Below are 18,114 nucleotides of genomic sequence, written 5' to 3' on the forward strand. Positions count from 1 at the left end.
CGTTTCACGCGATGCTCCTGATACAACAAATTGACTGAACGGCTGACAGATCAGCCCTTTTCCGCAGCCCGGGCCGCAAGCGGGCCTGCGACCGGTGCCGGGACAAAGGGAGTGATATCACCGCCCATGCGCGCGATCTGACGCACAAGCGTGGCGGTGATGTGACGTACGCCCGGTGAAGCGGGCAGAAAAACGGTATGAACATCAGGCACCATGGTGCCGTTCATGCCCGCCATCTGCATTTCATAATCGAAATCCGTGCCGTCGCGCAGGCCGCGAATGAGCATGCTGGCGCCCTCGGCCTTCGCCGTCTCAACCACCAGCCCGCTGAAGGAAAGCACGGACACCCGCTCCCCGCCCCTGCGCCGAGCTTGTCCGTCACGCAGGCGCGGATCAGATCTGCCCGTTCCTCAAAGGAGAACATCGGCGTCTTGCCGGGGTGGACACCAATGGCGACGATCACCTTGTCGGCAAGGCTGAGCGCCTGCACAAGCACGTCGAGATGGCCGTTGGTGATGGGATCGAAGGATCCAGCGTAAAGGGCGGTACGTGTCATGGCAAAGTGATAGCGCCCTTGGTGCAGACCGGCAAGCCATCGCGGCACCGGACCTGCGGCTTGCGCAAGGATGGGCGGATCTGAAACCCAGGCCCCGTTCACTCAACACAGTTTCAACGTGTTCACATAACATTGACAATTTGTTTAGTCGGCTTGGCTGGACAAGCTGCCCGAACCAGCCCATATCCCGCTCATCATGAACATTACATTCCTCTCCTCCCTGAGAGACGGGCTCTCCTCGCGCGTCTCAACACCTGTTGCATTCTGGCTGGCAGCGCTGGCCGGACTCGTTCTCCTCATGGGCGCGGGCATTGCCCGCCTCGACACGATCGCAGCCCCGCTGCCGCCTCAGGCCCTGACGCCCGGCAAGCCGGCGGTGAAGGACCCCTATGGTTGCGCCGAACTGAAGTTCCTGAAGGAAGAACCGGCTTGTTCCTACCGCGCCCGCGATGACCGGCCGCGCAATGGCGGCCCTGCGCTCTGATCTTCTGATCTGGCTCTCTCATCCTGGCCGCTGGCCGCCCTCCGGCATGACCAAAGGTAATTTTTGGCATGACCATGGCGGCCAGCGGCTCTTTTCGTGACATATTGTGATGCCTGTCACGGAACCAAAGCTGTTCTTCAGGTGTTATGCTCTCACAACCTGACCAAATGGCAGGAGAGAGCCAGATGACGACGCAGCACAGCTTTACACCGCATGTTTCCAACACCGCCAGCTTCAACATTGCCAAGTTGAGCTTCGCCGGAGTTGCCGGACTTTTGCGCTGGCTATCCTCGGCGTCTTCGCCTCCGTGGCGCTGGCCTTCGCCCAGTTCGAAACCAGCCAGACCGTTCAGGCCACCAAGGGCAACCGGGTCGAAGCAAGCCTTCCCTCTGCCTGTGATGGCCAGAGCTGGGGCAACTGGTCCGCCGCCTGCCTTGCCACCCTCAACGGCGAGCGCACGGTGCGCACCATCTCTACCAAGACCGTGGAACAGCGCCCCTCCGATGGTGTCTCCGTCCTCGTACGGATGCCCGTTGAAGGCTGATCCAACTCCCTGACCTCCTCCCTACCCCCAAACTTCCCCCGCGACTGAAGGCGGATGAGAGCAGCAGCCTCATCCGTCTTTTTTGTTTTGGGGATGGGAGGACGTACATTGTCTATTTCGGATAAGGAAATAGCCGACTTCCGCCGCGAAATCTTAAGAGGGGTCTTTCATTTCTCTGAAGAAGCCGCGCTTACGTCCACTCTCGGACTCCGTTTTCTCTAAGATTCAAATAGCAAAGAGGCACGGCTAGCATCTCGTAGCGGAGGCACTTCCCAAGGGCCTAGTCGAGCAGGTTTAGGTAGCGTACAGGTAACAAACGGAAGGTTGAGCGCCACCTTCGAAGGAGCGGCACCAGATCCATACCGCATTTTTGCTTCATTTTCCGTCCGATATACGATTTCTTCACGTGAAACCGTTCGCTCCGCTCCGCGTCGTGATGACCAAATATTTGCCGATTCTTGTAAAATTTGCTCGGGCGTATCAGATGAAACGAGAAGCACAGAGTGAGCAGCCTCCCACTGAAGATCATTAATTAAGAAAATCTGCTCATCATCGTTAACTTTAACCAAGCCGCTCTCGCTATACTCAACCTTATAGGCACCTCTATCGAAACCGAAGATTGCCAGCTGTGGCCCCAACGGCAAGAAAAGCTGCAGCCCCACATTAGCGTAACCGATGCAGCTAATATCCTGATCCTCATAGAGCCTATTGTGAAGAACCAACGGCGCATCAGAAGATATAAATCTTGTATTACTTTCGTTCTTAATAAGAACAATATCTAAATCCATTAAAAGTTTGTATGCAAATGCCGAATAGTAAATTACATCTGAAACGACGTTATTTCCCTTTATTCTTACATCTTTTATTTTAGATAAAATATCTAAATTTTCCTCTAGGTCGGCTTTGTGGCAGGCAATATCTTTGACGCGCTTCTCTACACTTCAATGATTTCTTCTTCTGACCTCACCGTCCTAGCATGCTGCATAGCAAGATAGAGAACCAAAAACTCATGATCGTAACTCCCAAGTAAAGGCAATCGATAATTCTTCACCGCATCGGAGAATATCTTCGACATACAACTCTCAAGTCTACCAAGGGCCTTCTCCAACGCAGGATTTTTCCCGTAGAAATAATCACGGGAGGCCTGACCGCCTATAGGGGCTTTGGGAATGAATTTTGCCTTTTCTAAAACGAAAACGCCTATTCGGTTGTCACCCGGATGCGCAAACAAACGCATGTACATCTGAGGAACATAGTGATGATTCTTGTTTGCAGGCATTTCAGTAAATTTTTGAACATGTACTTCAAAGACTGATCGATACTTAACATGCGAATGACGCGGATTCAATGCAGGAATGTAGTGATTTCGACCGGTAACATAACGCAGCAAGCGCCGTAACCATTTTAACTACCATTAAAAGACGAAGCACACATTGCTGCCGCAACTCGAGCGCAGGTCACAGGCGCCCCACTTATCAATCATTTGAACATGCTAACTCGAGCCTGCACCAGCCACTCTTCTAGCTCTCCCCTCAACCTGAACTTTTGGTTGAGCACCATGCATTTCTTTCACTTCCCTCCATCGTCTTCCCGGACGCAGCGGAGCGGAGATCCGGGACCGGTGAGCCACGGGCTATCTGCTTGGTCTTCAGACAGAACCAATCAACACCCCGGCTCTCCGATCCCGGATCGCGCAGGGCGCGTCCGGGAGGACGATGGAGAGGTGGAGACGTGGGTAAGAAAGCAAAAGAGCCGCCCACACGGGACGGCCCTCAGACTGCTGACAAACCTTCGGCCTCTCCATCGTCATCCTCGGCCTTGTGCCGAGGATCTATACAAATCAATGGCTTGCAGATGGCCGGAAAGACGCAAAGCAATATCCCGCCCCACTCTTTCGCAAAGTGACGAGGCTTGAGGTGCCCAGGCTTCTCCAAGCGGGGCCTGCCACAAGGCTTGAGGTGACGGCATCTCTCTGCCAGCGAGTAGACCCCGGCTCGCGCTGCGCTTGGCCGGGGTGACCCGGTGCCGGTTGCGGGGGTTCGTGCCCAGCAGCGGGGCTGGCCGTAAGAGCCGAAGAGAGGCCCGAGATGACCGCTGGGGCAAAGATAGAAGCACCGCCGCGCCACACACTGGGCGTCGTTCCGGACGCAGCGAAGCGGAGATCCGGGACCCACTCGCTTGCAGAGCGGCAAGGATGATACGCGGCGGGAAGACTTGCACAGGACCGTCTGTGCCGCAGGTTTCCGGACAGAGTGCGGCCAGTTCAGCCTGAAGGCGGTGGAAACCGCATCTGACCAGAAACATGCGACGCACACGCGGAACGACAACAAAGCAGGGGCTCGCCTCCTCCGTCATGGCCAGTTCGTTCCAGCCACCTGCAAGCCAATCAACTCTATAGATCCTCGGCACAAGGCCGAGGATAACGATGGAGAGGTGGTCATAAAAAGGGCCGCCCACACGGGACGGCCCTTGTCGTTTCTGCGTCGGAACACCGTCCGGCTTATTCTTCGCCGCCCGTGTCTTCACCGCCTGTGTCTTCACCAGCTTCCGGGCCAGCGCCCTCACCGGCAGCACCTTCAGCGGCGATGCCGTCCACGGCTTCTTCGCTGTCGTCTTCCTCGCTGACGCGTTCCACGGCGACGACTTTTTCGTCCTCGGCCGTGTTGAAGACGATGACGCCCTGGGTGGCGCGGCCGGCGACGCGGATGCCGTCCACCGGGCAGCGGATCAGCTGGCCGCCGTCGGTCACCAGCATGATCTGGTCGCGGTCCTCCACGGGGAAGGAGGCAATCAGCGGGCCGTTGCGCTTGTTTACCGCCATGGCCGTGATGCCCTTGCCGCCGCGTCCGGTGACCCGGTACTCGAAGGACGAGGTGCGCTTGCCGTAGCCGTTTTCGGAGACGGTGAGGATCACCTGTTCCGCCGCGCTCATTTCGGCGTAGCGCTCCTGCGGCAGCTCACCGGCTGCGGCTTCCTCGCCGTCCTCGGCTACAGCTTCGCTGCCCGCATCATCGGCTTCACCGCGCATCAGGCGGCGGAGCTTCAGATAGGCGGCACGCTCTTCCGAGGTGGCGTTGAAGTGGCGCAGGATCGTCATGGAGATCAGACGGTCATCGTCGGCCAGATTGATGCCGCGCACGCCAACCGAGTTGCGGCCCGCAAAGACGCGCACATCGGAGGCGGGGAAGCGGATGCACTGGCCTGCTGCTGTTGTCAGCATCACATCGTCATGCTCGGTGCAGGTGAAGACGCCGACAATGCCGTCGCCCTCTTCCAGCTTCATGGCGATCTTGCCGGAGCGGTTGATCTGGGTGAAGTCGGACAGCTTGTTCCGGCGCACGGTGCCACGCGTCGTGGCGAACATCACGTCCAGATCGCCCCAGGTGTCCTCGTTCTCCGGCAGCGGCATGATCGAGGAGATCTGCTCGCCCGGCTCCAGCGGCAGCATGTTGATCAGTGCCTTGCCACGCGACGTAGGTCCGCCCAGCGGCAGGCGCCAGACCTTCATCTTGTAGACGATGCCGCGTGAGGAGAAGAACAGCACCGGCGTGTGGGTGTTGGCCACAAACAGGCGGGTGACGAAATCCTCGTCCTTCGTCGCCATGCCCGAACGGCCCTTACCGCCACGGCGCTGGGCGCGGTAGGTCGCCAGCGGCACGCGCTTGATGTAACCGCTGTGGCTGACGGTGACCACCATGTCCTCGCGCTGGATGAGGTCTTCGTCCTCCAGATCCGCGCCGCCTTCCACCAGCTCCGTCTTGCGGGGCGTGGCGAAGTCGTTACGGATGGCCAGCATCTCCTCGCGGATGATCTGCTGCACGCGGGCGCGCGAGCGCAGGATGTCCAGATAGTCGGAAATCTCGTCGCCGAGCTTGTTCAGCTCATCGCCGATCTCATCGCGGCCAAGGGCGGTCAGGCGCTGCAGGCGCAGGTCGAGGATGGCGCGGGCCTGTTCTTCGGAGAGACGGTAGCTGCCATCAGCATTGACGGTGTGGCGCGGGTCGTCGATGAGGCGGACCAGCGGCTCCATGTCCTTGGCCGGCCAGTCACGGCCCATCAACAGGGCGCGGGCGGTGGCCGGGTCCGGCGCGGTGCGGATGAGGTGGATCACTTCATCAATGTTGGCAACGGCGATGGCAAGGCCCACCAGCACATGGGCGCGGTCACGCGCCTTGGCCAGCAGGAAGCGGGTGCGCCGCCCGATGACTTCCTCGCGGAAGGCGACGAAGGCCTTCAGCATGTCCATCAGCGTCATCTGCTCGGGACGGCCGCCGTTCAGCGCCACCATGTTGCAGCCGAAGCTCTGTTGCAGCGAGGAGAAACGGTAGAGCTGGTTGAGGATCACGTCGGCGACGGCATCCTTCTTCAGCTCGATCACCACGCGCATGCCCAGACGGTCGCTTTCGTCGCGGATGTCGGAGATGCCTTCGATGCGCTTTTCACGCACCAGCTCGGCGATCTTCTCGATCATCGTGGACTTGTTGACCTGATAGGGGATCTCGGTGACGATCAGCGCCTCGCGCCCGGCGCGCAGCTGCTCCACCTCGACCTTGCCGCGCATGACCAGCGAGCCGCGGCCCGTCTCATAGGCCGAGCGGATGCCGGAGCGGCCAAGGATCGTGCCGCCGGTCGGGAAGTCCGGACCGGGGATGATCTCCATCAGCTCGCCGAGGCTGATCCCCGGATTTTCCATCACGGCAATGGCGCCATCAATCACTTCGCCGAGGTTATGCGGCGGAATGTTGGTGGCCATGCCGACGGCGATGCCGCCTGCGCCATTGACGAGCAGATTCGGGAACTTCGCCGGAAGGACGACAGGCTCGGTCTCGGAGTTGTCGTAGTTCTCCTGGAAATCGACCGTATCCTTGTCAATGTCGTCCAGAAGCGTGTGGGCAACCTTTTCCAGACGGCACTCGGTGTAGCGCATGGCCGCAGCCGGATCGCCATCCACCGAACCGAAATTGCCCTGCCCGTCGATGAGCGGCAAGCGCAGGGAGAAGCTCTGCGCCATGCGCACGAGGGCGTCATAGATCGCGCTGTCACCATGCGGGTGATATTTACCCATCACATCACCGACCACACGGGCCGACTTGCGATAGGGCTTGTTCCATTCGTAGCCGTTCTCGTGCATCGAATAGAGGATGCGCCGGTGAACAGGCTTGAGCCCGTCTCTCACGTCCGGAAGCGCGCGGCTGACAATCACGCTCATGGCGTAATCGAGATAGCTGCGCTTCATCTCATCCGTGATTGAGACGGGGCGAATGTCGGACGGCAGGGATGCGCCCGGCGTACTTGAATCCTGATCGGCCAAGGAGTGACTCGCCTTCTCTCTTTATGCTGCGCCGTTTATAGCCGATTCCGCCCTGCCCTCCAAATCGCCCCGCCCCGGCGGCGTCATATATTCATTATTTCTATCAATGACTTACAGGAACAATTCACAGCCCCGCGAAAAGAATGCGGCAGCATGCGGGCAAAATGGCCCGGTGCGCTGCTATAAAGAAGCATAAGGTCGCCGGAATCCTTGGGGGGAATGGTCTTGATCGAGTTCATCCTGAACGCATTTGCCACGCTCTTCGTCACCATTGATCCGGTGGGTCTGGCACCCATGTTCCTGGCGCTCACCGCGGGCGTATCAGCGGCAGACAGGCGCCGTGTGGCGGTGCGGGCAACGCTGACGGCGGGGGCCATCCTCTTCGTCTTTTTCTTCAGCGGCCAGACGGTGCTAAACCTTCTGGGCATCTCCGTTCCAGCCTTCCGGGTTGCGGGCGGCCTGCTGCTGTTTGCCATCGCCTTTGAAATGGTGTTTGACCACCGCAACAAGCGCAAGTCGGAGACGGCCGAGAAAGCCGTGGTGCACAGCCGGCAGGATCTGCAGGCCCTTGCCGTCTTTCCGCTGTCCATCCCGCTCATAGCAGGTCCTGCGGCCATTTCCGCCGTCATCCTGCTGTCGAGCCAGGCACCGGATACCGCCACCTACGCCGGGGTCGGCGGCGTCATCCTCAGCATCCTCGCCTGCTGCATGGGCGCATTCCTGCTGGCAGACAAGATCGAGCGGCTGATGGGCGACACAGTGCAGATGGTCGTCACCCGGCTTCTGGGCGTGCTTTTGGCGGCCCTTTCCATTCAGTTCGTCGCCGACGGCATTATCGCCTTCACCAAAGGCGCAATGGCGCCGTAAGGAAGAGGACGGCCTGAAAAGATAAGGCCTCATCTCAGGCCGTCTCCCTCACGCCCGGCCATCCTCCCGCAGCACCACATAGATCGCCGGGATCACCAGCACAGTGAGCAGCGTCGAAGACGCAAGGCCGAACAGCAGCGAAATCGCCAGCCCCTGAAAGATCGGATCAGTGAGGATCACCGCCGCGCCGATCATCGCCGCCACAGCCGTCAGCAGGATCGGCTTGAAGCGGATGGACCCGGCTTCCAGCAGAACCTCACGCAGGGACCGCTCCGGCTTGCGGGCATGGCGGATGAAGTCCACCAGCAGGATCGAGTTGCGCACGATGATGCCCGCGAGCGCGATGAAACCGATCATCGAGGTGGCGGAGAACGGTGCGCCAAAGATCCAGTGCCCGATCAGGATGCCGATGAGTGTCAGTGGCACCGGCGTCAGGATCACCAGCGGCACGGTGAAGGAACGGAACTGCCCGACCACCAGCACGTAGATGCCGAGCAGCGCCACGGCAAAGGCCGCGCCCATGTCGCGGAAGGTGATGAAGGTCACCTCCCACTCCCCATCCCACAGAAGCACGGTCTGGTCATCGCTGACGGGCTGGCCGTGATAGCTGATGCGAGGCCTTGGCAGGTAATCCCAGCTTGCGGCCTCGATGCCATCCGCCACCGCCAGCATGCCGTAGATGGGCGCCTCGAAGTCTCCGGCAAGCTCTGCCGTCACCAGCTCTGCCGGGCGGCCATTGTGGCGGTAGATAAGATGGGACGCCGGTTCGCGGGTCAGGCGCACCACGTCGCCCAGTTCAACGACCCCACGGCTCCCCGGCATGGCATTGGCCGCTACGGGCGTCGAAAGAAGCCGCTGTCCGAGGCTCCGGTCTGCCTTTGGCAGCGCCAGCACAATGGCCAGTGGCGCCCGCCCCTCGCCCCGGTGCGAATAGCCCGCAGGCGTGACACCGAGAAGCGTGCTGATGGTCTGGTAAACGTCTGCCTCCGAGACGCCGTGAAATTCCAGATTCTCGCTATCGATCTCGATGCGGATACGCTCGGCAGGAAGCCCCTGGCTGAGATCGATATCGACGATATAGGGCACGGCCTTGAAGATATCCGCCACCCTTGCGCGACGGCGCGGCGGGTTGACGGGTCCGGGCCATAGATTTCCGCCTGCAGCGTCGCCATCACCGGTGGTCCGGGCGGCACTTCCACCACCTTCACCGAAGAACCTTGCGGCAGCTCAAGCCCCGCCAGACGCTGGCGGATTTCAAGTGCAATCGCATGGCTTTCCCGGGACCTCTCCCCTTTGGCAGAAGGTTAACCTGCAGGTCGCCGAGTTCCGGCCCGCTGCGCAGGAAGTAATGCCGCACAAGGCCGTTGAAGTTGAAAGGCGCAGCCGTTCCTGCGTGGGCCTGAATGGACTGGATCTCAGGAACGCCTTCCAGCAGGCGCACAGCCTCGCCCAGCTGCCGCGCGGTTGTTTCCAGTGCCGTGCCCTCCGGCATGTCCAGCACCACCTGCACCTCGGACTTGTTGTCGAAGGGCAGCAGCTTCACCGTGACATGCCGGGTGTAAATCAGCACCATGCTGGCAAGCGTCGCAATGCCGACAAGCAGCAGGAAGGCAAGCGCCCGGCCCCTCGTCTTGAGCAAAGGCCGCGCAACGGCACGGAACAGCCGCCCAAGCTTGCCCCCGTCCGCCGCCTCGTGGTGACCTTCGCCCGCCTTGCGCCCGGCGATCTTCAGCATGGCCCAGGGCGTCAGAACAACGGCAACAAAGAAGGAGAAGAGCATCGCGGCCGAAGCCACCGCCGGGATCGGGCTCATATAGGGGCCCATCATGCCGGAGACGAACATCATCGGCAGCAGGGCGGCCACCACCGTCAGCGTGGCGATGATTGTGGGATTGCCAACCTCAGCCACGGCGGCAATGGCAGCTGTGGCCCGGCTGCGGCCATCATTCATGGCCCAGTGGCGGGCGATGTTCTCAATCACCACAATGGCGTCATCCACCAGAATACCAATGGCGAAAATCAGCGCAAACAAGCTCACCCGGTTGATGGTGTAGCCCATCATCTGCGCGGCAAAGAGCGTCAGCAGGATCGTCACGGGAATGACAATGGCCACCACCAGACCTGCCTGCCAGCCAATAGCCAGCACCACCAGAATGACGATGGACACGGTGGCAAGCGCCAGGTGGAACAGCAGTTCATTGGCCTTTTCGTTGGCCGTTTCACCATAATCGCGAGTGATGTGGACAGAGACGCCCTCCGGGATCAGCGAGCCTTCAAGGCTCTCCAGATGGCTGCGGACCTCTTCCGCGATCAGCACCGCATTGGCTCCGGCGCGCTTGCCAACGGCAATGGACACGGCTGGCACCGGCGTCAGGCTGCCAGAAGACGCGTCACGGCCATAGTGCCAGACCTGACGGTCCTCTGTGCCCGCGCCGACCGTAATGGTGGCAACGTCCTTGACATAAACCGGGCGCCCATCGCGGCTGGTGATCAAGAGATTACCGATGGCCGGAATGGTGCCGAGCGTCTGCCCCGCAACGGCCTGAAGCGCCTCACCGTCCTGCCGAACGGTACCGGCAAGGAAGGAGCGGTTGGCGCTGGTGATCTTGCCCAGAAGCTGGTCCAGCGTCACATTGAGCCGCGCCAGGTGTTCCGGGTCCGGCTCCACCCGGATCTCGTCCGGTCCGGTCCCGACAAGGTAGGTGAGCCCCACGTCATCCAGCCGTGCCAGCGACGTGCGCACTTCCTGAGCCAGGCCGTAGAGCGCTGACGGGCTCCAGTTTTCTGCCGAGGCTGCATCCGGGGCGAGCGTTGCCACCACGATGGCCACATCATCCACCCCGCGCCCGACGACAAGCGGCTCGGGAATGCCCGAAGGAATGCGGTCCATGTTGGCGCGGATTTTCTCATGCACCCGCAGGATGGCGCTGTCGGAGGGGGTGCCGGTCAGAAAACGGGCCGTGACCATGACCCGGTCGTCCTGGGTCTGGCTGTAGACGTGCTCCACGCCATTGATGGCCTTGACGATGGTCTCCAGCGGCTCAGTGACCAGCTTGACCGCATCCGGTGCCTTGAGACCATCGGCGCTGACCAGAATATCCACCATGGGCACGGAAATCTGCGGCTCTTCCTCACGCGGCAGCGTTGCCAGCGAGATGAGCCCGACAATCAGCGAGGCAAACAGCAGCAGCGGCGTCAGCGGCGAGGCGATGAAAGCGGCGGTCAGGTGGCCCGACAGGCCAAGGCCCGCCTTGGGCGGCATGCCGTTGGGAGTCTGGGTCATGGCAGCACGACCACATCACCGGCGGCAAGCCCGCTCAGGATTTCCACCAGAGGGCCATCCTGCGTGTCAAACACCTGTCCGCGCTGCACGGTGATGCCCGCTGCGCTGCCGTCCTTGCGGCGCAGCTGCACATAATCAAGCCCGTAGCGGGTTGTGAGCGCGGCCTCAGGCACGGCCAGAACAGTTCGAGTGCCAGTGGCGATCTCGACCGGAATCCGCTCGCCAACGAAGAAATCTCCCATGTCCGGTGCCGTGGCATCAGCAATCACACGCCCGCCGCGCAACTGCGGATAGACCAGCGTGATCTCGCCACTACGCCGGGCGGCACCGGCCTCTTGCGGCAGGCGCAGGGTGTCCCCGGCCTTCATCAGCCCCGCGTGGCGCTCGGGCAGCTCCAGCCGCAGGATGAATTCCTCGCGCGCGATTTCGGCAATCGTTTCACCCGGCATCACCAGAGCCCCAAGTGCGACCGGCACGGACAGGACCCGGCCGCTGGCCGCAGCCAGGATCTCGCCTTCCCGCTCTTGCTGGTCCAGCACATCTCGCTCTGCCTCAGCGGCCTTCAGGCTGTTGCGCGCCACCTCAAGCTGCGTTTCGAGCTGATCGACACGCGCCTGCGAGATGGTGCCCCGGGCGAGCAGTTGCCGCGCCCGGCCGGCATCCGTTTCCAGATTGACCGCTTCCGACCGCGCCGCCGCAATCTGGGCGCTGAGCGCCTGACGGCGCAATGCCAGCTTTTCATCGACGATGCGGCCGATCTTCTGCCCTGACTGCAGCGCATCGCCCTCTTTCACCGCAAGCTCCGTCACCGTGCCTTGCGTACGGGCCCGCACCGGCACGCGGACGGCCGGTTCTACGGTTGCATAGACCGCCTTCCAGTCGGTTACCTCCAGCGGCTGGAGCGCTAGATCAGCCGCCATCACCCCAGCGGGCAGCAGCAAGGCGGCAATGAAAGCCGCCGTGCAGATCAGGCGTTGACGATCACGAAGGCCGTGCCGTGGCGCGGAGGGAACGGGGCGAAACAGTGCGGGCATTGGGAATTCCATATTTTCATTATCATGAAAATATATGGATAAGCTTCAGCCCTGCCAATGTGTAGTTCCCGGTATGCCTGTACCAGAGCGAACCTGTCTCAGAGAGCAAAGTCTGCGTTGTCTCAGTGCTCGAAAAGCACGAAGGCATATGTCAGCTCAGGATCAACGCCCTCGATCCTTCCCGCCCAGGCATCGCGCTTGGTTTCGATGAAGGCTTTGGAATAGGTCATGCCATCGCGCAACAGATGCTCGTGAAAACGGATCATGAAGCGGGACGTCGCCTCGTCCGGCACACTGTCGATGGTCAGAAGCGTGCGGCGTGCGCCGGCGACGGCCAGAGCCAGCGGAAGCCCCCGCACAGTGGCGGTAACGCCCGGGTCTCCCAAAGCCGTTTCGCAGGCGGCGATGGTGACAAGCTCCGCCCGGCTCAGATCCCAGCCGATCAGATCACGGGCATAGACGATATTGTCACTGCTCTCGTCTCCGCCTTTGTCGGGACCGGAAGCGGACAAGTCGAAGCCTGTATTCACCAGCCTCACGCTGCCCTCCGTGTCTTCCAGATAGAAGCCATGGGTTGCCAGGTGAATGACCGAGGCTTTTGCGGCATCGGACTGCACGGCCTCTTCGGTCGCATCGTTTCCTGTCAGCACGGTGGGCTTGAAGCCACCTTCACGCGCCAAACCGGCGATTGCCTCCACCTCACGCTCTGTTGCTGGCAATGCCCTCAAGCCACTATCCGGCCCATAGTTCAACCCGCCAGCCAACAGCATTGCAGCTCCGGCTTCCGGCCTGCTGTGATTGTTGCGGTAGGTATAAGCCTCCCGGCTGGTGACAAGATGCACATCCACCAGTTCGCCCAGCCGTTTGCCGTCCCCCCGCGCAACTCGGCGAGGGCCCATTGGTAAAGCGAGTCATCAGGAATGATATAGAGCGCGCTGGCGCCATCTGCTGCAGCCGCGAGAACCTTGGCCAGCCGCGTCTCAATAGCCTTCATGACAAAGCCTGCCGGCGCCGCGCCCTCCTTCATGCGGATGGTACCGATCAACTCCACCTGTACCGGCTTCCCATGACGGGAAATCACGGCACGGATCTCGAAGGCATCCGGTGAGCCATTCCGCTCCACCGGCCACTTCCGCGTCACGGCAAGATCGGCGATCACGTCGCCTTCCTCAGGCTCGCTCACAGGTTCCGGCACTGTAACCGGCCCTTCAAACCAAGGCGTTATCTCGGCAAGGCCACGCGCCCTACGCGCTTCATTCAGCGCCTTGCGGGCCTCCTCCATTTCCCGCCGCTGCGGGTCGAACTCATCCGAATAGAGCGCCCCCGTCACCAGCTCGCGGAAACGGCCGAACTTGCGGAAATAGGTGAGGATCAAATCGCGGTAGGCCGGGTCATCCGTTGTCTCGGCTTCCTTGCGCAGATCGAGCTCGGTCTGGCGCGTCAGGGTCTTCCAGCTGCCCAGAGAGGCTGCGTAATAGTGGGCTGCATCTTCATTCTCCCGCGCAAAATCGGCAAAGGCAGCCAGCATGTCATCGGCAAGGATGCGTGCAGAGCGTGCAGCACTCAGACTGCCCGCCGCAGTCACATTCGCCCGCATCCAGCCGGACATGACCGAGTCCAGATGCCGGAACCCTTCAGCAGCGTCGGCAGGCTTCAACCTTGTCAGGAGGCGCAGTCTGGCAAGCTCCACCTCGAAGCTGATTGGATGAGCCTCGGTGAACCTCTTGTTCGCAGCCTCCCGCGCCAGTTGCCTGTAGCTCAGTGCCAGATCATCGTAGCCACGGCTCTCGGCTTCGCCAGCATACAGATCCAGATAGGCCAGGCGCTGTTCTATGCCTTCGGTGAGCGTGGCCAGCCTTGCACTGTCGTGAAGGGCGCTGCGGCTGAGGCTTCGCGTCCCCTTCCGGTAGGCCACATAGTCCCGCCAGGCGGTAATCATCTTGATGTAGCGGGGCGTGTAGTCCAGATCCCTGGCAATGGCCTCCATGGCCTTCAACGTCCGGTCCGCATCATCCCAGCGTTCCAGGTCCAGCTGATCATGAGCCATGTTGAGCGTGGAAGCCAGCGTGACCGGATGCCCGTTGCCAAACCGGTCGAAGCGTTTCAGATAGACGAAATGATCCTTGATCAGCGCGTCGGACGGCAGCTTCAATGAGCGCAGCACCGCCGCATGGTTGTTCATGACGCGCCACACGTCCGGATCATCCCGGCCGAACAGGCGCAGCATCTCCGCCTCCATGTAGCTGTAGGCCGCTTCCGCCCCGGCCAGCTGACCGGCGGCATGCATGGTCTGGGCGAGGCCGTCATAGGCGTTGAAGCCTTCCTTGCTGTCCCGGCCGAAGATAAGGAAAAGATCATTCATCGCGGGCAGATGCAGCCGCAGTGCCTCATCGAACTTGCGCGTGTCCCGCAGGAAGACCGCATAGTTGAACATCATGAACGCCCTGCCGGGGCTCGTGGAGGTCTGGAACAGCGGCGAGGTCATGCCGCGCTCGTAGATCTCCGCCCCCTGTTCAGCATCTGCATGGAGGCGGAAGGCTTCTCCGGCTTCGGAAATGGTGTTGAAGAAATGCCCGTCATCACCGGATGCTTCCAGCGTATCCAGCGCCGCCATCACGGCCTTGAAGGCATCATCGTCCCGGTCTGCCGAAAGCAGCGAATAGGCCTTGTTGACGATAGCCCGGCGGTAGCGGTTTGATGCCTGCCCCTCCTCTGCCTCTGCCGTCCTGACCATCTGCTGCAAAAGCGCGTCCTGCTGATCCTTCTTGCCGGCATTGCCTGCGGCCACGGAAAAATCGAACAGGAATGAATCGAGCTGCGGCCCCTTGAGCCGCTCCAACAAGGGCGCCGCTACAACGGCAATGACCTTGTATGTCTCCGGCCAGCCACCGGCAGTGGCCGTCTTGTCGGCAAGTTCGGTAACGAGAGCGGCAGCGCGTTCAGGGTCCTTTTCGGCAAGATCCTCCGTCAGGACCTTTCGCAGATCATCCCGCTCCTTGGCCACTGGGCCGATGTAGCGGTGAATGTCTTCGGGAAGTGAAAGATCATCCTGAGCGTGAGCCTGAGCCTGTGCCAAAGCTGGCTGAGCAGCAGCGAAACAGCCAAGGCTTACAGCAAGTGCCAGAACGGCGCTGCCGGTCTTCAGGCTTCTGATCCACTGCCTTGCCGCTCTCCCGCCGGAGGACTGATTGTGTAAGGCGGATGAGAACTGCGGCATGCGTGACATCTCCCGGACTTGCGCGCTACGGTGTGACCGCAGTTTTAGACGAGGACTAACGCCCCCGTCAAAATTCGCAAGCGCGGAGATAGTTCCATCGGGCCCTTACAACTGCGCCTCAGCCAAGCGCAGCAATCTTTTCGCGGAACTGAGCCGTGCCCTGCTCAATCCGGTCGAGGATCACATCCAGCGCCCAGAACTTGTCGAAGATATCATAGGTGATGGTGCGGCAATGGTCGTGCCGGAAGGTGCCCAGGCGCTGATGGTAGACCTTGGCGAGCTTCGGATAGCCCATGGGCTCGCACATGGCGGCAAGGGCAAGAAACACCGCCAGTTCTTCGGCCAGTTGCGGGTGAGACGTGCCATGATCCTCCAGCCAGCGGTAGAGATCCGGGTGCACGTTGTTCATGACACCGCAGAAACCCTTGGAGCCGGCCTGCATAGCCGGATAGGCAATGGCCGCATTGGCATTGCTGATGGCAAGCGGCGTGCCCTTGGTCAGCGCCACGCGGCGCTTGACCACGTCCAGATTGCAGGAAACATCCTTCAGCATCAGGAAGCGGCCTGTGTCTGCGCAGAACTTGATCTCGTCGTCCGTCAGCAGGCGGCGGTACGGCGCCGGGCATTCATAGAGGCCAAGCGGCACGTCCTTCGGCAGAGCCGCCAGCAGATCTTCGAGGCGGGCGCGGAACACATCCGTTCCCTCGTCCTTCTGCGCAAAGCGGTTGGTCACAAACACCAGCCCGTCAACGCCAGTGGCGGCAATGGCGGTCATTTCCGCCTTCTGGTCTTCAACGCTGTCCGAAATATGGCCGGAAGCAACGACCGGCACACGGCCTTTCACCTTTTCCATGGTGAACCGGGCAAGGTCCACCCGCTCTTCAAGGCTCAAGAACTGCATTTCGGAAGACTGGCAGACAGCAAACAGCGCTTCGCTGCCATGAGCCAGATACCACTCGATCAGGGCCTCGTAGCCCTCCCAGTCGATCCGGTTGTCCGGAGTGAACGGGGTCAGGACGACAGGCACAATTCCGCCGATAGGAGAGAACACGTCAGGTTCCTTTCCGCATTAAGAACAGGTGAGGTCAGCCGGCGTAGCCGAACATCCGGGGCAGCCAGAGGACCAGATCAGGGAAGAGAATGAACGCCAGCAGCGCCAGAAGCAGAGCACCGAGGAACGGCCAGATCTCGCGGATCATGTCCCTGAGGGCGATGCCAGTGACGGCGTTGATGACGAAAAGCACGATGCCATAGGGTGGCGTGATCAGACCAATCATGCAGTTGACGATGGCAACGACACCGAAATGCACCAGGTCGATGCCGAGTTCACGGCAGGCCGGCAGGAACAGCGGGATGATGACGAGGATCAGCGTCGAGGCGTCCAGCAGGCAGCCGAGCAGCAGCAGCAGCACGTTGATCATCAGCATGAACATCAGCGGCGAGATATCGAGCGACCCGGCAAAGGCCTGCATATGCGCCGGAATGTTCTCTGAAGCGACGATATAGTTGAAGATCAGCGCGCCGCCGATGACAACGCCGACCGAGGCCGACTGGCTGGCGCTGACGCGCATGATGTCCCAGAAGGCGCGGAAGGACAGAGCCCGGTAGAACACGACCGACAGCAACAAGGCATAGAGCGCAGCCAAAGCGGCGGCTTCGGTCGGCGTGGTCATGCCGCCGTAGATCCCGACCAGCAGGATCACCGGCATCATCAGTGCCGGGAAGGCATTGAGCGTCAGGCGCGGGATGTCGCGGGCCGGGACCGGCTCCTCCAGCTTGAAATTGCGAATGCGGGCGATACGGGCGTTCATAACCATGAGCACGAGGCCCATGATCACGCCCGGCATGACGCCGCCAAGGAACAGGTAGCCAATCGACTGGTCCGACACGAGCGCATAGAGCACCATCGGGATCGACGGAGGAATGATGGGGCCGATGGTCGAAGAGGCGGCCGTGATGGCTGCGGCATAACCGGCGGTATAGCGCCCGCCCTCGCGCATCATGTTGATGATCAGCTTGCCGATTCCGGCAGCATCGGCCACCGCCGAGCCGGACATGCCGGCGAAGATGAGGCTTGCAACCACATTCACATGGCCCAGCCCGCCCCGGAAACGCCCGACCATGGCCACGACGAACCCAAGCAGCCGCTCGGAGACGGTTCCAGCATTCATTATATTAGCTGCAACGATGAACAGCGGCACGGCGAGAATGACGTAGCTGTCATAGATGCCCTGAATGAGCTGCTCTGCCGGCAGCGCCAGATCCTGTCCGCGCATCGCCACATAGACGATTGAGGACACGATCATGGACAGGGCAATGGGAGCCCCGAGGGCGGCCAGCGCAAGCAGCACACCCAGGCAGACGATGAATGCAAGGGTCACAGCCGCCCTCCCCCATTGGCCAGGATCTCAGCCGAATTGTCCGTATCGTCTTCGCCAGGCGCTTGCCCGCGCACGATGAGGGTCGCGCGCCAGATGTAGCGGCCGATGATGGCCACGGCAAAGAGCGCGTAGATGCCGAAGACGTAGTCCAGGCGCCATTTCAGGATGGCGCTCTTCTTGATCTTGTAGAACGTGATGTAGTCCCAGGTGGCTGGCAAAGCCGCAGCGAAACCGGCAACGATCACCAGCGCGGCCACCAGAGCCATCACGCGGCGCGTGCGGCGGCTTGCCGCCTGATAGAAGAGGTCAAAGCGGACATGGGAGGTTTCCGGGAGGCAGAAGGCCGCCCCCAGAGCACCACCCAAAGCCACAGGGTCATGCTGAATTCCACCGTCCAGCCTATCTCCAACCCCGGATAGAACCGGAGAAAGACATAG

General features: G+C 61.1%; 13 protein-coding genes and 2 pseudogenes. 4 read left to right on the top strand and 11 right to left on the bottom strand.

The annotated features are described in order from the left end of the window. Positions 1-50: 50 nt before the first annotated feature. Positions 51-496 (bottom strand): annotated as a pseudogene (coaD, locus tag ACQB61_RS08745) (pantetheine-phosphate adenylyltransferase). Here coaD and ACQB61_RS08750 point away from each other — a divergent pair. The 3 genes from ACQB61_RS08750 (at position 440) to ACQB61_RS08760 (ending at position 1,584) form a co-directional block, all read left to right on the top strand. After that, positions 440-640: a hypothetical protein gene (locus ACQB61_RS08750; RefSeq protein ID WP_430514449.1), complete on the top strand. Its 201-nt coding sequence runs from the start codon at positions 440-442 to the stop codon at positions 638-640. The pseudogene coaD and the gene ACQB61_RS08750 overlap by 57 nt on opposite strands. A 112-nt stretch (positions 641-752) precedes the next feature. Continuing rightward, on the top strand, positions 753-1,040 hold the full coding sequence (locus ACQB61_RS08755) for a hypothetical protein (RefSeq protein WP_430512315.1): 288 nt from the start codon (positions 753-755) through the stop codon (positions 1,038-1,040). A gap of 307 nt (positions 1,041-1,347) precedes the next feature. Continuing rightward, positions 1,348-1,584, top strand: a complete 237-nt coding sequence (locus ACQB61_RS08760; RefSeq protein ID WP_430512316.1) for a hypothetical protein — start codon at positions 1,348-1,350, stop codon at positions 1,582-1,584. Between the two features lie 218 nt (positions 1,585-1,802). On the opposite strand, the gene ACQB61_RS08765 is transcribed toward ACQB61_RS08760, so the two are convergent. The 3 genes from ACQB61_RS08765 to gyrA form a co-directional block, all read right to left on the bottom strand. Beyond that, positions 1,803-2,501 carry a DUF4238 domain-containing protein gene (locus ACQB61_RS08765; RefSeq protein WP_430514331.1) on the bottom strand — a complete coding sequence of 233 codons (699 nt, stop codon included), beginning with the start codon at positions 2,499-2,501 and terminating at the stop codon, positions 1,803-1,805. A gap of 17 nt (positions 2,502-2,518) precedes the next feature. Then, a complete protein-coding gene (locus tag ACQB61_RS08770; protein WP_430512317.1) occupies positions 2,519-2,974 on the bottom strand; it encodes a DUF4238 domain-containing protein in 456 nt (151 codons plus the stop codon). A gap of 1,110 nt (positions 2,975-4,084) precedes the next feature. Further along, complete coding sequence (gene gyrA / locus ACQB61_RS08775) at positions 4,085-6,895, bottom strand: DNA gyrase subunit A (RefSeq protein WP_430512318.1); 2,811 nt, start codon at positions 6,893-6,895, stop codon at positions 4,085-4,087. A 219-nt stretch (positions 6,896-7,114) separates the two neighbouring features. On the opposite strand from gyrA, the gene ACQB61_RS08780 reads away from it, so the two are divergent. Beyond that, positions 7,115-7,762: a MarC family protein gene (locus ACQB61_RS08780; RefSeq protein WP_430512319.1), complete on the top strand. Its 648-nt coding sequence runs from the start codon at positions 7,115-7,117 to the stop codon at positions 7,760-7,762. Positions 7,763-7,810: 48 nt separating this feature from the next. Here ACQB61_RS08780 and ACQB61_RS08785 read toward each other — a convergent pair. The 7 genes and pseudogenes from ACQB61_RS08785 to ACQB61_RS08815 form a co-directional block, all read right to left on the bottom strand. Then, positions 7,811-11,045, bottom strand: a pseudogene (locus tag ACQB61_RS08785) (efflux RND transporter permease subunit). After that, positions 11,042-12,079 carry an efflux RND transporter periplasmic adaptor subunit gene (locus ACQB61_RS08790; protein WP_430512320.1) on the bottom strand — a complete coding sequence of 346 codons (1,038 nt, stop codon included), beginning with the start codon at positions 12,077-12,079 and terminating at the stop codon, positions 11,042-11,044. Before ACQB61_RS08790 ends, ACQB61_RS08785 begins: the two are co-directional and overlap by 4 nt. A gap of 122 nt (positions 12,080-12,201) precedes the next feature. Further along, a complete protein-coding gene (locus tag ACQB61_RS08795; protein WP_430512321.1) occupies positions 12,202-12,927 on the bottom strand; it encodes a CHAT domain-containing protein in 726 nt (241 codons plus the stop codon). Then, on the bottom strand, positions 12,828-15,296 hold the full coding sequence (locus ACQB61_RS08800) for a hypothetical protein (RefSeq protein WP_430512322.1): 2,469 nt from the start codon (positions 15,294-15,296) through the stop codon (positions 12,828-12,830). The genes ACQB61_RS08795 and ACQB61_RS08800 overlap by 100 nt, the downstream gene beginning before the upstream one ends. Positions 15,297-15,414: 118 nt before the next feature. Beyond that, on the bottom strand, positions 15,415-16,347 hold the full coding sequence (locus tag ACQB61_RS08805) for a dihydrodipicolinate synthase family protein (RefSeq protein WP_430512323.1): 933 nt from the start codon (positions 16,345-16,347) through the stop codon (positions 15,415-15,417). A 34-nt stretch (positions 16,348-16,381) separates the two neighbouring features. Next, entirely contained in the window at positions 16,382-17,677 is a 1,296-nt protein-coding gene (locus ACQB61_RS08810; protein WP_430512324.1) for a TRAP transporter large permease, read from the bottom strand. After that, positions 17,674-18,048: a TRAP transporter small permease gene (locus tag ACQB61_RS08815; RefSeq protein ID WP_430512325.1), complete on the bottom strand. Its 375-nt coding sequence runs from the start codon at positions 18,046-18,048 to the stop codon at positions 17,674-17,676. Before ACQB61_RS08815 ends, ACQB61_RS08810 begins: the two co-directional genes overlap by 4 nt. Positions 18,049-18,114: the final 66 nt, after the last annotated feature.

Source organism: Pannonibacter phragmitetus, from assembly GCF_050510895.1.
In the GTDB taxonomy this organism is placed as follows: Bacteria; Pseudomonadota; Alphaproteobacteria; order Rhizobiales; family Stappiaceae; genus Pannonibacter; species Pannonibacter phragmitetus_B.

Excerpts from the sequence above, each read along its gene's own strand:
- ACQB61_RS08790 (WP_430512320.1), bottom strand. The coding sequence starts at position 12,079 with ATGCCCGCACTGTTTCGCCCCGTTCCCTCCGCGCCACGGCACGGCCTT.
- ACQB61_RS08780 (WP_430512319.1), top strand. The coding sequence starts at position 7,115 with ATGGTCTTGATCGAGTTCATCCTGAACGCATTTGCCACGCTCTTCGTC.
- ACQB61_RS08800 (WP_430512322.1), bottom strand. The coding sequence starts at position 15,296 with ATGCCGCAGTTCTCATCCGCCTTACACAATCAGTCCTCCGGCGGGAGA.
- ACQB61_RS08755 (WP_430512315.1), top strand. The coding sequence starts at position 753 with ATGAACATTACATTCCTCTCCTCCCTGAGAGACGGGCTCTCCTCGCGC.